Source organism: Roseicyclus marinus (assembly GCF_036322625.1).
Lineage (GTDB): Bacteria > Pseudomonadota > Alphaproteobacteria > Rhodobacterales > Rhodobacteraceae > Roseicyclus > Roseicyclus marinus_A.
The window spans coordinates 3,252,107-3,264,787 of sequence record NZ_AP027266.1 but is presented as its reverse complement, the minus strand read 5'-3'; the positions used below and the strand labels follow the sequence as shown (position 1 = coordinate 3,264,787).

The window sequence follows — 12,681 nt, the reverse complement described above, 5'->3', positions numbered from 1 at the left end:
TTATTCCGCCGCGTCCGGAAAGCGCCAATCCTGTGCTTCCGCCGCGATCGCCTCTGCCGCGGCGCGGATGCGGGGCAGATGTGTTTCCAAAGCATCCAGCGTCGTGCGCGCGGTCGAGGACGTGACCGACATCGCCCCCAGAACCCGGCCGCCACGCGTCAGGATCGGATGGGCGATGCAGATGATTCCCGGTTCATGTTCCTCGCGGTCATAGGCATAGCCCCGCGCCCGGATCGCGGCCAATTCGGCGCGCAACGCCGCCTCGGTCGTGTAGGTGTGATCGGTGAAGCGGTGAAAGCTTTGCTGGGCGATCACCTGTTTCAGCTGATCCTCGGGCAGAAAGGCGATCATCGCCTTGCCGACGCCGGTGCAATAGGCTGGCCCGACCTTGCCGGCGGCCGAATACATCTCGATCGGTTGGCGGGCGTTGCGCTTGTCGACGTAAAGCACCTGCGCCCCGTCAAGCTGCGCCAGATGGACGGTTTCGCCCACCGCATCGGACAGCGCATCGACATGGACCCGCGCGATCGGCGCGAGCGAAAAGGTCTGCCAGGCCGCATGGGCCAAGCGCACCAGCCGCAGACCCGGCGCATAGGTTTGGCGGTCAGGGTCGAAATGCAGCATGCCCTGCTTGGTCAGCACCTGCACGAAACGATAGAGCGTCGCCTTTGGATAGGGGGACCGGTCGAGCAATTCGGCAAAGCGCACGGGCCGACCGAAAGCGGCGATTTCATCCATGACGGCCAATGCCTTGGCGACCGTGCCATCCCCCTGGCCGCGTTCCGTCATGATCTTTCCCCTCCGGTGGTCCCGCTCTGTCCGGCGGGTTTGCTGTTGACAAGCCTAGGCCGACTTGGCGTAGGATTTCAACATAAGAAACTAGGTTTCAAATAATGAAACCAAATTGACCAGTCAAGGATCACCAGGGAGGATATCATGCGATCCATCTTCAAGACCGGCGCGGCCGCGCTTGCGGTCACCACCATGCTTGCCGGAACGGCTTTCGCGCAGGAGCTTTCGGGCGTTCTGCGCATTTCCTCGGACATGTCGAACCCCGGTCCGCGCGCCGTGATGGAGCAGCTGGCCGCCGAATTCGACGAGATGCACCCCAACCTGACCGTGGATCTGACCATCGTGGACCGCGAGGCGTGGAAGACGCAGATCCGCAACGCCCTGTCGGCCGATCCGCCGGATGTGGTGAACTGGTATGCCGCGAACCGGATGGGGCCCTTTGTCGATGCGGGCCTGTTCATGGACATCACCGATTGGTGGGATGCGGGCGATTTCGCCGGGCTGGAATCGGTACGGGGCGCGCTGACGCAGGACGGGCGCGTCTGGGGCATTCCCTACACCTATTACCAGTGGGGCGTTTACTATCGCGAAGACATCTTCAACGAACTGGGCCTGTCCGAACCCGCGACCTGGGAAGAGGAACTGGCCAATTGCCAGGTGATCGTCGCTTCGGGCCGTGCCTGCTACACGATCGGCACCCGCTTCCTTTGGACGGCGGGCGGTTGGTTCGATTACCTCAACATGCGCACCAACGGGTTCGATTTCCACATGGCGCTGGCGCGCGGTGAAGTGCCGTGGACCGATGACCGCGTGCGGGCGACCTTCGCCAACTGGCGGCAGCTGATCGACATGGGCGGCTTCATCGCCGACCACCAGAACTACAGCTGGCAAGAGGCGTTACCCTTCATGATCAACGGCGAGGCCACGGCCTATCTGATGGGCAATTTCGCGGTCGACCAGCTGCGCAACGGCGGGCTGACCGATGACCAGCTCGACTTCTACCAGTTCCCGATCATCACCGAGGGCCTGCCGCAGGGTGAGGATGCGCCGACCGATACGTTCCACGTCGCTGCCGGTGCGCAAAACGTGGAGGCCGCCCGCGCCTTCTTGCAATATGTAGCCTCGGCCGAGGTGCAGACGCGGATCAACGGGCCCGAAGGGCTGGGCCAATTGCCGGTCAACGCCAATGCCAGCGTTGCGGATGACGAATTCATCCAGCAGGGCTTCACCATGTTGAGCCAGAACGCCCAAGGCGGGATCGCGCAGTTCTTTGACCGCGACTGGCCGGCGGAAATGGCGTCGATCGGGATGGAAGGCCTGCAGGAATTCATGGTCTTCCCCGACAACCTCGACGATATCCTCGACCGGCTCGAAGCGGCGCGCCAGCGGGTTTATTGATCTGAGGGATGGGTGGGTTTCACCCACCCTACGCTGCGGATTGCCTGATGGTGGGTTTCACCCACCCTACGTTGCACCCTCTCCGTAGGGTGGGTGCAACCCACCAATCAACCAAACCACCAACCCACCAACCCCATCCGACCGGAGCGCCGGACATGACCGACACCAGCCGCGACACGGCGACATGGATGCAGCGCAACCGCATGACGGTGACGCCGATCCTGTTCCTGTTGCCGGGGCTGTTGTTCTTTGCCGTCTATGTCATCATCCCGATCTTCCAGAGCTTTCAGATCTCGCTCTACGATTGGGACGGTTTGGGCGCGGCCACCTATGTTGGCCTCGAGAATTACCGCGAGCTTGGCACCGACCGGAATTTCGAGATTTCGCTCTGGAACAACGTGAAATGGCTGGCGCTGTACCTGCTGGCCATCCCCTTGGGCCTGTTCATCGCGCTGTTCCTGAACCAGACGGTCGTGGGCATCCGTCTTTACAAATCGCTGTTCTTTTTCCCCTTCGTGCTCAGCCAGGTCGTCGTGGGCCTCGTGTTCAGCTGGTTCTACCTGCCGCGCGAGGGGCTCTTGAACGCGGCGCTGCAATTCTTCGGGCTTGGCACGGTCAACATCCTGGGCGACCCGGATCTTGCCACCTATGGCATCATCGCTGCGGGGCTTTGGCCGCAGACGGCCTATTGCATGATCCTGTATCTCACCGGCCTGAACGCCGTGGACCCCGAACAGGTGGAGGCCGGGCGGCTGGATGGCGCCAAGGGCTGGAAGATGCTGTGGTATGTCATCCTGCCCCAACTCAAGCCTGCGACCTTCATCGCCTTTGTCGTGACGATCATCGGGGCGCTGCGCAGTTTCGACCTGATCTCGGTCATGACGAATGGCGGGCCGTTCGGGTCCACGCGCGTCCTGTCCTTCTACATGTTCGAACAGGCGCTGGGCGAATACGGGTTCCGCATGGGCTATGGATCGGCCATCGCGGTGGTCTTGTTCCTGATCATGCTCGTCTTCATCGGCTATTTCCTGTGGCAGATGTGGCGCGACGAACGCGCCGCGCGGCACGGGTAAGGGGGCAGGGCGATGTTTCCCACACCGATCGAAAAACGCTCGCGCGCGGCGCAGATCACCTACCAGTCGCTGTTGCCGCTGGCGCTGATCCTGTGGCTCTTGCCGCTCATCGCCGTGATGCTGTTCTCGATCCGCCCGTTTTCGGATTTCGGCGCGGGCAATTACTGGGGCATGCCGTCGAGCTTCGAGTTCTTCACCAATTACGGGCGGGTGTTCTTTGAAAGCGACATGCCGCGCTACCTGATGAATTCGGTGCTGATCACGGTGCCGACGGTGGTGGGGGCGGTGGCGCTGTCCTGCATGACGGGCTTTGCGCTGGGCATTTACCGGTTCCGGGGCAACCTGTTGATCTTCTTCATGTTCATCGCGGGCAATTTCGTGCCCTTCCAGATCCTGATGGTGCCGGTGCGTGACCTGACGGTGAACATGGGGCTTTATGACACCAAGCTGGGGCTTGTCCTGTTCCACATCGCGTTCCAGACGGGGTTCTGCACGCTCTTCATGCGCAATTTCATCCGCGCGCTGCCCTATGAGCTGATCGAGGCCGCGCGGGTCGAAGGCGTGGCGGAATGGCGGATCTTCTGGTTCGTGGTCCTGCCCTTGATGCGACCCGCCATCGCGGCGCTGGCGGTCCTGGTCTTCACCTTCATCTGGAACGATTATTTCTGGGCGCTGGTGCTGACGCAGGGGCCGGGGGCGCAACCCGTGACGGCGGGCATCACATCCTTCAATTCGCAATACGTGGCCCAATACCACCTGATGAGCGCGGGCAGCATCGTGGCGGCGATCCCGCCTGTGGCGATCTTTTTCCTGATGCAGAAGCATTTCATCGCGGGCCTGACACTCGGAGCGGTCAAATGACGAAACTCGCCTTCATAGGCGCGGGGTCCACGATCTTCATGAAGAATATCGTGGGGGACATGCTGCATGTCCCGGCCCTCAGGGATGCGCGGATCGCCTTGATGGACATCGACCCGCAGCGGCTGGATGAATCCCGGATGGTGGCGGAAAAGATGATCGCGACCATGGGCACGGGCGCCGTGGTCGAGGCGACGACGGATCGTGCCCGCGCGCTGGATGGGGCCGATTTCGTCGTCACGGCCTTCCAGATCGGGGGCTATCGCCCCTCCACCGTGATCGATTTCGACATCCCCAAGGCTTACGGGTTGCGCCAGACCATTGCCGATACGCTGGGCGTGGGCGGCATCATGCGGGGCCTTCGGACCGTGCCGCATCTTTGGGCCGTGGCCGAGGATATGGCGCGGCTTTGCCCCGATGCGACGCTGTTGCAATACGTCAACCCGATGGCAATCAACACCATGGCGCTGGCCGAACGCTTTCCGCGGCTGAAACAGGCGGGGCTTTGCCATTCGGTGCAGAACACGGTCGAGGAATTGGCTTACGATCTGGACCTGCCCGCCCACGACATCCGCTACCGGGTGGCGGGGGTGAACCATGTCGCCTTTTTCCTGCGGCTGGAACATCAGGGCCGCGATCTCTATCCCGCGCTGCGGGATGGATACCGCACTGGCCGCCTGCCCAAGACGCCGATCCAGCGCCCGCATTGCACCAACAAGGTGCGCTACGAAGTGATGGAGCATCTGGGCTATTTCTGCACCGAAAGCTCGGAACATCTGGCCGAATACGTGCCGTGGTTCATCAAGGACGGGCGCGAGGACATCATCGCCGACATGGGCATCCCGCTGGATGAATACCCCGCGCGTTGCGAAATCCAGATGGCGGAATGGGCCGCGCAGGCCAAGGCGCTCAAGGCCGCGGCCGGGATCGAGGTCAGGAAATCCCACGAATTCGCCGCCGAGATGATGAATGCCATCGTGACCGACACGCCCTATGTCGCCTATGCGAACCTGCCAAATCGGGGCCAGATCCCGCAATTGCCGTTGGGGGCGGCGGTGGAAACGCCCGCGCTGGTCGATGGCAACGGGGTTCAGCCTTCGGTCGTCACCGATATCCCGCCGCAACTGGTCGCGCTGATGCGCAGCCAGATCAACGTGCAGGAACTGGTCGTGCGCGCGCTGATGGAGGAGAACATCGAACACGTCTACCACGCCGCCTACATGGACCCGCATACAGCGGCCGAACTGGACCTGCGCCAGATCCGCAGCCTGATCACGGATCTTCTGGCGGCGCATGGCGACATGCTGCCGGAATTCGCGCGGACGCGGAGGGCGGCATGACCGCGATCTACCCCGATCTTGACGGGCAATCCGTCTTCATCACCGGCGGCGGCTCGGGCATCGGTGCCGCCCTGACCGAAGGTTTCTTGCGGCAGGGGTGTCGCGTCGCCTTTGTCCAGCGCTCGGATGCCACGCCCTTTTGCGATGCGATGGAGGCGGCGACGGGCCGCCGTCCGCATGCGATGCGCTGCGACATCACCGATATCCCCGCGCTGCAAGCCGCCATCGCCGAGGCCTCTGCCGTCAACGGGCCGGTCACGGTCCTGGTGAACAATGCCGCCAATGACCAGCGCCACACCACCGCCGAAGTGACCGAAGATTTCTGGGACTGGTCGCAGGCGATCAACCTGAAATGCTATTTCTTCGCGGCCCAAGCCGTCATCGACGGCATGCGCGCTGCGGGCGGCGGGGCCATCATCAACGTCTCGTCGATTTCCTACATGATGGGGAATGCGGGCTATCCGGCCTATACAACGGCCAATGGCGGGATCACGGCGATGACCCGCAGCCTTGCCCGCGAATTCGGGCCCGATCGCATCCGGGTGAATGCGCTGATGCCGGGTTGGGTGCTCACGCAAAAGCAGCTCGACAAATGGGCCAAGCCCGAGGATCTGGCCGCGCATATGGAAAGGATGTGCCTCAAGGAACATCTGGTTCCCGAGGATATCGTGGGGGGCATGTTGTTTCTTGCCTCCGATGCCTCGCGGGCGATGACGGGACAGGCGCTGGTGATCGACGGCGGCGTGGTGACGACAGGATGAGCGGAAGCGCGACATATGCCGACTGGATCGCGGTCGATTGGGGCACCACCCATCTGCGCGCCTGGGCCATCGGGGCCGATGGCAGCATCCGGGCCGAGGCGGTGTCGTCCAAGGGGATGGGCGCGCTTGCGCGGGACGGGTTCGAGCCGGCGCTACTTGATCTTGTAGAAGATTGGCTTGGAGGTGGAAAAACCCCGGTTCTCGCCTGCGGCATGGTCGGCGCGAAACAGGGCTGGGAAGAGGCGCCCTATGTCCCGATCCCGGCAAAACCCGCCGAGCTGGTGCCGATGCGCGCCACCGCCCCCCGCGACCCAAGGCTGTCGCTTGCCATCGTGCCCGGTCTGAAACAGGCAAACCCGCCCGACGTGATGCGCGGCGAGGAAACGCAGATTGCCGGGTTTCTTGCCCGTGAGCCCGGGTTCGACGGCATCCTGTGCCTGCCCGGAACCCATACCAAATGGGTGCATCTGAGCGCGGGCGAGGTCGTCAGTTTCCAGACCTGCATGACAGGCGAGATGTTCGACCTGCTCGCCCGCCAAAGCGTCCTGCGCCATTCCGTGGCGGGGGAGGCGCTGGACCCGGAAACCTTTGCCGGGGCTGTGTCCGACACGCTGTCGCGGCCCGAACGGCTGGCGCAGCGGCTGTTCACGATCCGGGCCGATGCCACGCTGAATGGCACGGGTGCCACCGTGTCGCGCGCGCGCCTGTCCGGCGCCTTGATCGGTGCGGAACTGGCGGCCACCCGGCCCTATTGGCTGGGCCAGCAGGTCGTGGTTGCGGGGGCACCGGCACTGGCCGATCTTTATGCCCGCGCGCTTGCCACGCAGGGGGCGTCGGCCCGCGCGCTCGATGCCGCGCCGCTGACCTTGGCCGGGCTTGCCCGCATCCGCGCCACCCAGAAGGAAGCAAGCCTCGCATGACACCCGACCGCAACCTGATCGCCATCCTGCGCGGCCTCACCCCGGAGGAGGCCCTGCCCGTCGGCGAGGCCTTGCTTGACGCCGGCATCACCCGGATCGAGGTGCCGCTGAATTCGCCGCGCCCGCTCGACAGCATCCGCCGCCTTGCCGATCATCTGGGCCAGCATGCCTTGATCGGGGCGGGCACCGTTCTGGCCCCCGACGAGGTGCGCGAGGTCGCGGATGCAGGCGGCCGGCTGATCGTGTCGCCGAATTTCGACACCGACGTGGTGGCCGAAACCAAGCGTCTCGGCCTGTTGAGCTTTCCCGGCGTTCTGACCCCGTCCGAATGTTTCGCGGCGCTCAAGGCGCGTGCCGATGGGCTCAAGATCTTTCCCGCCTTCCAGATGGGGATCGACGGCTTGGTGGCGATCCGCGCTGTTCTGCCCAAGGGTGCGCAGCTCTACATGGTGGGTGGCATCGGCCCCGAGGCGTTTGCCGATTGGCTGGGCGCGGGGGCGAATGGCTTTGGCCTCGGATCGTCGCTCTACAAACCGGGGCTTTCGGCGTCAGAGGTGGGCGCGCGCGCCCGCCGCATGGTCGCCGCATGGGACGATGCGACCAGGGGTGTCGCGGTATGAGCCTGGCCGTCTTCGACGACCGTCCCTGCATCCTTGGCGAAGGGCCGCTATGGCATCCCGGGCGCGGGCAAGTGTTCTGGTTCGACATCATGGGCAAATGCCTGATGACCCGCGATGCCTCGGGTCCGCGCGATTGGCTGTTCGACCGCCACGCTTCGGCCGCCGGATGGGTCGATGACGACACGCTCCTGATCGCGACCGAAACCGACCTGTGCCGCTTTTCCCTGTCGACCGGTCAGGCCGCGCCCCTTGTGGCGCTGGAGGCCGACAATCCCCGCACCCGGTCGAATGACGGACGCGCCGATCCGATGGGTGGCTTCTGGATCGGCACGATGGGCAAGGCGGCCGAGGCGGGCGCGGGGACGCTCTACCGCTATTGTCGGGGTGAGCTGCGCTGCCTGCGCAAGGGCATCACCATCCCCAATGCCACCTGTTTCGCCCCCGATGGCCGCACCGCCTATTTCGCGGATACGGCAGACCATATCGTCTGGCGCATCACGCTGGATGCCGAGGGCTGGCCCATGGGGGATTGGCAGGTCTTTCTCGATCACCGGGACAGCGGCCTCAACCCCGATGGCGCGGTGGTGGATGCCGATGGGCACCTGATCGTCGCAGAATGGGGCGCATCCCGCGTCGCGCGCTATGCGCCGGATGGAAATCTTGTAGAAGAAATTGCCCTGCCCGTGCCGCAACCCTCCTGTCCGGCCTTGGGCGGCGGCGATCTTTCCACGCTCTACGTCACAACCGCCCGCCAGGGGCTCTCTGCCGCAGCGCTCCATGCCGCGCCGCTTTCGGGGCAGACCTTTGCCATCGCCACGGGCTGGCGCGGACAGGCGGAACACCGGGTGATCCTGTGAGCCTGAAACGCACCCTTGGAACCTGTTACTATCCCGAACACTGGCCCGAGGAGATCTGGGCCGAAGATGCCGCCCGCATGGCCGATCTGGGCCTGACATGGGTCCGGATCGGGGAATTCGCCTGGTCGCGGCTCGAACCCGCCCATGGCGATCTGCGGCTCGACTGGCTGGAACGCGCCATCGACACGCTGCACCGCGCAGGGCTCAAGGTGGTCTTGGGCACGCCCACCGCCACGCCGCCGCGCTGGATGCTGGACCGCCACCCCGACATGCTGGCCGTCGACGCCGATGGCCGCCCGCGCGGCTTCGGGTCCCGGCGGCATTACTGCTTTTCCCACGACGGCTACCGGGCCGAGGCGCTGCGGATCACCGCGATCCTCGCCAAACGCTTCGGGCCCAAGGTCGAGGCCTGGCAGACCGACAACGAATACGGCTGCCACGATACGATCCTGAGCTATTCGGATGCCGCGCGTCACGCTTTCCGCGACTGGCTCGCGCAGAAATACCAATCGCCCGAGGCATTGAACCGCGCATGGGGCAATGTGTTCTGGTCGATGGACTATGACAGCTTCGACCAGATCGACCTGCCCAACCTGACCGTGACGGAACCGAACCCGGCCCATACGCTCGATTTCCGGCGCTTTTCCTCGGACCAGGTGGCGCGGTTCAACGCCGGTCAGGTGGCCGCGATCCGCGCCCATTCCACCGCACCGATCAGCCACAATTACATGGGCCGCATCGTCGAATTCGACCATTTCACGCTGGGTCGCCAGATGGAAATCGCCACGTGGGACAGTTATCCCTTGGGCTTTCTCGAAGACCGGCTCGAAGAACCACCCGAGGTCAAGCGCCACTACGCCCGTCAGGGCGACCCGGATTTCCAGGCCTTTCACCATGACCTCTACCGCGCCGTCGCTGCGCAATTCCCCTCGGGCGACCTGCCGCGCTGGTGGGTGATGGAACAACAGCCGGGCCCGGTGAACTGGGCCCCGCACAACCCCGCGCCCGCACCCGGCATGGTGCGGCTCTGGACGTGGGAGGCCTTTGCCCATGGCGCGGAATGCGTCAGCTATTTCCGCTGGCGGCAGGCCCCGTTCGGTCAGGAACAATATCACGCAGGCCTCCTGCGCCCCGACAGCGTGCCCGCTCCCGGCTACCACGAGGCGGCCGAGGTCGCGCGCGAACTGGCCACAGCCCCGATGGTCGAGATGGCGCAGGCCCCCGTCGCGCTGGTCTTCGATTATGCCTCCGCCTGGGCCTGGGCGGTGCAGCCGCAGGGGCAGGGCTGCGATTATTTCCGGCTGGTATTCGAGATCTATCGCGGCCTGCGGAAACTGGGCCTTTCGATCGACATCCTGCCGCCCGATACCGCCCGCCTCAACGGCTACAGGCTGGTGCTGGTGCCCGCCGTCGTGACCCTGTCCGAGCCCTTGAAACGGGCCCTGGCCATGACCGGGGCGCAGGTCCTGATCGGGCCCCGCAGCAATGCCAAGACCGCCGCGCTGTCCATTCCCTTGCCCTTGCCGCCCGCTCTCCCCGGCCTCGATGTCACCGTATCGCGGGTCGAGACGTTGCGGCCCGACATGCCCCTACCGATGGCAGGCGCGGGTCACGTCACGCTCTGGCGCGAAGAGCTGGAGGGCGGGGCCGAGGTGCTCGACCGCGACGCCGACGGGCGCCCGGTCACCATGCGCGCCGGAAACCTCACCTATCTGGGCGGTTGGCCCGATCCGGCCTTCCTGCGGCACCTTGTGATCCGGGCTTGCGATGCGGCGGGGGTCGCAACGCTCGACCTGCCGCCGGACATAAGGGTGCGGCAGGCCGGCAAAACGCGCTTTGTCTTCAACCACGGCCCCGGCCCCGTGACCTTCGACGGTGTCACCCTGCCGCCCGCAGGCGTGCTGCGCCAAGGACCAGCCTAGCCGCCCACTGTCTCGGTATAGGTCGCATCGAGCCGCGATTGCAGGTAATCGGCTGCGCGGATCGGCGCGTATTTCGGCGCGCCCGTTCCGGGCAGGGCCGCGACGATCACATCGGGGTTCGCTTCGACGAACATCGCGACCGACCGGCGTTGGCGCTTGGGCCGCAGCACCCGATGCGGTGTCGAGACATAGATGTCGTTGGTCCACCGCATAAGGCAATCGCCGATATTGACCACATAGGCGCCTTGCACATGGGGCACGTCGATCCAGTCCCCCCCGCGCGGTTGCACCTGCAGCCCCGGTTCCCCGTCGGTCAAAAGCAGCGTCACCACCCCGTAATCCGAATGCGCGCCCGCCCCGATTTCGCCCGCAGCCCCGGTTGCGGGCGGGTAATGCAGCACCCGCAGCGCGGCCAGCGGTTCGTGGAACATCGTGTCGAAATGATCCTCGGGCAGCGACAGGTCCAGCGCGATGGCCCGGCACAACCGCACCCCAAGCGCCAGCGCCGCATCGTAATAGGCGAGCATCGTGTCGCGGAACCCCGGCAGCTCGGGCCATTGGTTCACGCCGCGAAACGGCTCGCCCGCCAGAACGCGCGGATCGACCGGGTCCATGTCATAGCCGATATTGAAGCTTTCCTTGCGATCCTTCTGGCCGCTCGTCTCATCGAGGCTTTCCAGCCCGTCATGCGCCCAACCGCGATAATGCGGCGTCTTCAGGATCGAGACCTTCTCCTTCTCCGCCAGCGGCAGGCCGAAAAAGGCATCGGCCTGCGCCAGAACGCCCGCCTGCAAGGCAGGATCGATCCCGTGCCCCGTGAGCAGGAAAAACCCCGGCCCCCGCGCCGCCGCCCCCAGATCGGCAACGAACCCGTCGCGGTCCGTCCCGCTCGAAAAGCGGTTGAAATCCAGAACGGGGATCATGCTGCGGCCTCCGTCATCCTGGCGCTTCCCCCAAGGAACCGATCCATCTTTGTCGCGACCCGATCCAGATGCCGCTTCCGGCTCTCGGGGGTCGAACTGTCCATCAGGTAATGCGCGGCGAAAACGGTCTTGCACCCTTTCGCGCACAAAAGCCGCACACCGCGCAGCAGGGTCCGCCGCCCCGGCGCGCCGATGAGCCGCGTCAGCCACCAGCTTGCGCCACAGGTCGTGAACACGCCCAGCCGCGTCACCTGCGTCAGGCCGGGGCGGATGTTGGCATTGGCCGCATCGGGCATCAGAAAGGCAACGCCGGGCAGCATCACGCGGTCCAGCCAACCCTTGATCATCGCGGGCAGGCCATACCACCAGGTCGGATAGACAAAGATCAGCGTGTCGCACCATTGCAGATCGGCGACATGGCTCTCGACGGGGGCCCGGTTCTCGGGCTCGGCTTCATAGCCCGCGTGTTCGCCCGGCGACAGAACCGGGTCGAACCCTTCGGCATAAAGATCCCGCAGCCGGATCTCCGCCCCTGCCGCAGCCAGCCGGGCCAGAACGACATCGCGGACCGCTTCGGTAAAGCTTGCCCGTCTCGGGTGGCAATAGATCACCAGCGCCCGCATCAGAAGGTCTCCATCTCCCGGCCCACGCGCGCCAGGAACGCGGCCCGCGCGCCATCGCTCGCCCGGTTCATGTCATACAGCGCCAGATAGCGCAGCTTGTCGGGGCGGCAGACATGCCAGACCGCCCGCGTCACCGATTTGCGCGGCGGATCGCCCACCAGCATCGCCCGCATCCGCGTGCCGCCATAGGTGGTGACGGCGGCCAGCTTGCGGATATGCGTCAGGTTCGGTTTCACGCGGCCCCCCTCCAGCCGAAAGGAAACACCGGGCAGGAACACCCTGTCCAGAAATCCCTTCAGGATCGCAGGATAGCCGAAATTCCACACCGGAAAGACCATGACCAAGGCATCGGCTGCGCGCAGACGTTCGACATAATCGGCCACCGGCGCGATATTCGCGCCGACCTCGTGATAGCCGCGCCGCTCCGCTTCGGTCAGGACGGGGAAAAACCCTTCCCGGTTCAGATCGCAGTCATCCACGTCCCAGCCCGCCCGCGTCAGCCGCTCCACCACGCAGTCATGCAGCGCCGCCGAAAAACTCTCGGGGCAGGGATGCGCGAACAACACCAATGCACGGGCCACGGGTCGCCCCCTT

General features: G+C 65.0%; 13 protein-coding genes. 9 read left to right on the top strand and 4 right to left on the bottom strand.

Annotation, left to right across the window (positions count from 1 at the left end; translation table 11 throughout):
• Positions 1-789, bottom strand: a complete 789-nt coding sequence (locus tag AABA51_RS15845) for an IclR family transcriptional regulator (RefSeq protein ID WP_338273075.1) — start codon at positions 787-789, stop codon at positions 1-3.
• Between the two features lie 147 nt (positions 790-936).
• On the opposite strand from AABA51_RS15845, the gene AABA51_RS15840 reads away from it, so the two are divergent.
• The 9 genes from AABA51_RS15840 (at position 937) to AABA51_RS15800 (ending at position 10,541) form a co-directional block, all read left to right on the top strand.
• Positions 937-2,190 carry an ABC transporter substrate-binding protein gene (locus AABA51_RS15840; RefSeq protein ID WP_338273074.1) on the top strand — a complete coding sequence of 418 codons (1,254 nt, stop codon included), beginning with the start codon at positions 937-939 and terminating at the stop codon, positions 2,188-2,190.
• Between the two features lie 155 nt (positions 2,191-2,345).
• Positions 2,346-3,263 carry a carbohydrate ABC transporter permease gene (locus AABA51_RS15835; RefSeq protein ID WP_338273073.1) on the top strand — a complete coding sequence of 306 codons (918 nt, stop codon included), beginning with the start codon at positions 2,346-2,348 and terminating at the stop codon, positions 3,261-3,263.
• A gap of 12 nt (positions 3,264-3,275) precedes the next feature.
• Positions 3,276-4,124, top strand: a complete 849-nt coding sequence (locus AABA51_RS15830; RefSeq protein WP_277825760.1) for a carbohydrate ABC transporter permease — start codon at positions 3,276-3,278, stop codon at positions 4,122-4,124.
• The gene (locus tag AABA51_RS15825) at positions 4,121-5,461 is read left to right on the top strand and encodes an alpha-glucosidase/alpha-galactosidase (RefSeq protein ID WP_338273072.1); all 1,341 of its coding nucleotides are present in this window, start codon (positions 4,121-4,123) and stop codon (positions 5,459-5,461) included. The genes AABA51_RS15830 and AABA51_RS15825 overlap by 4 nt, the downstream gene beginning before the upstream one ends.
• Positions 5,458-6,222 (top strand): SDR family NAD(P)-dependent oxidoreductase, encoded by a 765-nt coding sequence (locus AABA51_RS15820; RefSeq protein WP_338273071.1) that lies wholly within the window; start codon positions 5,458-5,460, stop codon positions 6,220-6,222. The genes AABA51_RS15825 and AABA51_RS15820 overlap by 4 nt, the downstream gene beginning before the upstream one ends.
• The gene (locus tag AABA51_RS15815; RefSeq protein ID WP_338273070.1) at positions 6,219-7,142 is read left to right on the top strand and encodes a 2-dehydro-3-deoxygalactonokinase; all 924 of its coding nucleotides are present in this window, start codon (positions 6,219-6,221) and stop codon (positions 7,140-7,142) included. The genes AABA51_RS15820 and AABA51_RS15815 overlap by 4 nt, the downstream gene beginning before the upstream one ends.
• Positions 7,139-7,762: a 2-dehydro-3-deoxy-6-phosphogalactonate aldolase gene (locus AABA51_RS15810; RefSeq protein ID WP_338273069.1), complete on the top strand. Its 624-nt coding sequence runs from the start codon at positions 7,139-7,141 to the stop codon at positions 7,760-7,762. Before AABA51_RS15815 ends, AABA51_RS15810 begins: the two co-directional genes overlap by 4 nt.
• Entirely contained in the window at positions 7,759-8,619 is an 861-nt protein-coding gene (locus AABA51_RS15805; protein WP_338273068.1) for an SMP-30/gluconolactonase/LRE family protein, read from the top strand. Before AABA51_RS15810 ends, AABA51_RS15805 begins: the two co-directional genes overlap by 4 nt.
• Before the next feature lie 2 nt (positions 8,620-8,621).
• Positions 8,622-10,541 (top strand): beta-galactosidase, encoded by a 1,920-nt coding sequence (locus tag AABA51_RS15800; protein WP_338276641.1) that lies wholly within the window; start codon positions 8,622-8,624, stop codon positions 10,539-10,541.
• On the opposite strand, the gene AABA51_RS15795 is transcribed toward AABA51_RS15800, so the two are convergent.
• The 3 genes from AABA51_RS15795 to AABA51_RS15785 are packed head-to-tail and all read right to left on the bottom strand — an operon-like array spanning position 10,538 to position 12,668.
• A complete protein-coding gene (locus AABA51_RS15795) occupies positions 10,538-11,464 on the bottom strand; it encodes an isopenicillin N synthase family dioxygenase (protein ID WP_338273067.1) in 927 nt (308 codons plus the stop codon). The two genes, AABA51_RS15800 and AABA51_RS15795, sit on opposite strands and share 4 nt — an antisense overlap.
• Positions 11,461-12,087 carry an NAD(P)H-dependent oxidoreductase gene (locus tag AABA51_RS15790; RefSeq protein ID WP_338273066.1) on the bottom strand — a complete coding sequence of 209 codons (627 nt, stop codon included), beginning with the start codon at positions 12,085-12,087 and terminating at the stop codon, positions 11,461-11,463. Before AABA51_RS15790 ends, AABA51_RS15795 begins: the two co-directional genes overlap by 4 nt.
• Positions 12,087-12,668 (bottom strand): NAD(P)H-dependent oxidoreductase, encoded by a 582-nt coding sequence (locus AABA51_RS15785; RefSeq protein WP_338273065.1) that lies wholly within the window; start codon positions 12,666-12,668, stop codon positions 12,087-12,089. Before AABA51_RS15785 ends, AABA51_RS15790 begins: the two co-directional genes overlap by 1 nt.
• Between the last annotated feature and the right edge of the window lie 13 nt (positions 12,669-12,681).

Excerpts from the sequence above, each read along its gene's own strand:
- AABA51_RS15845 (WP_338273075.1), bottom strand. The coding sequence starts at position 789 with ATGACGGAACGCGGCCAGGGGGATGGCACGGTCGCCAAGGCATTGGCC.
- AABA51_RS15840 (WP_338273074.1), top strand. The coding sequence starts at position 937 with ATGCGATCCATCTTCAAGACCGGCGCGGCCGCGCTTGCGGTCACCACC.
- AABA51_RS15835 (WP_338273073.1), top strand. The coding sequence starts at position 2,346 with ATGACCGACACCAGCCGCGACACGGCGACATGGATGCAGCGCAACCGC.
- AABA51_RS15830 (WP_277825760.1), top strand. The coding sequence starts at position 3,276 with ATGTTTCCCACACCGATCGAAAAACGCTCGCGCGCGGCGCAGATCACC.
- AABA51_RS15825 (WP_338273072.1), top strand. The coding sequence starts at position 4,121 with ATGACGAAACTCGCCTTCATAGGCGCGGGGTCCACGATCTTCATGAAG.
- AABA51_RS15820 (WP_338273071.1), top strand. The coding sequence starts at position 5,458 with ATGACCGCGATCTACCCCGATCTTGACGGGCAATCCGTCTTCATCACC.
- AABA51_RS15815 (WP_338273070.1), top strand. The coding sequence starts at position 6,219 with ATGAGCGGAAGCGCGACATATGCCGACTGGATCGCGGTCGATTGGGGC.
- AABA51_RS15810 (WP_338273069.1), top strand. The coding sequence starts at position 7,139 with ATGACACCCGACCGCAACCTGATCGCCATCCTGCGCGGCCTCACCCCG.
- AABA51_RS15805 (WP_338273068.1), top strand. The coding sequence starts at position 7,759 with ATGAGCCTGGCCGTCTTCGACGACCGTCCCTGCATCCTTGGCGAAGGG.
- AABA51_RS15795 (WP_338273067.1), bottom strand. The coding sequence starts at position 11,464 with ATGATCCCCGTTCTGGATTTCAACCGCTTTTCGAGCGGGACGGACCGC.
- AABA51_RS15790 (WP_338273066.1), bottom strand. The coding sequence starts at position 12,087 with ATGCGGGCGCTGGTGATCTATTGCCACCCGAGACGGGCAAGCTTTACC.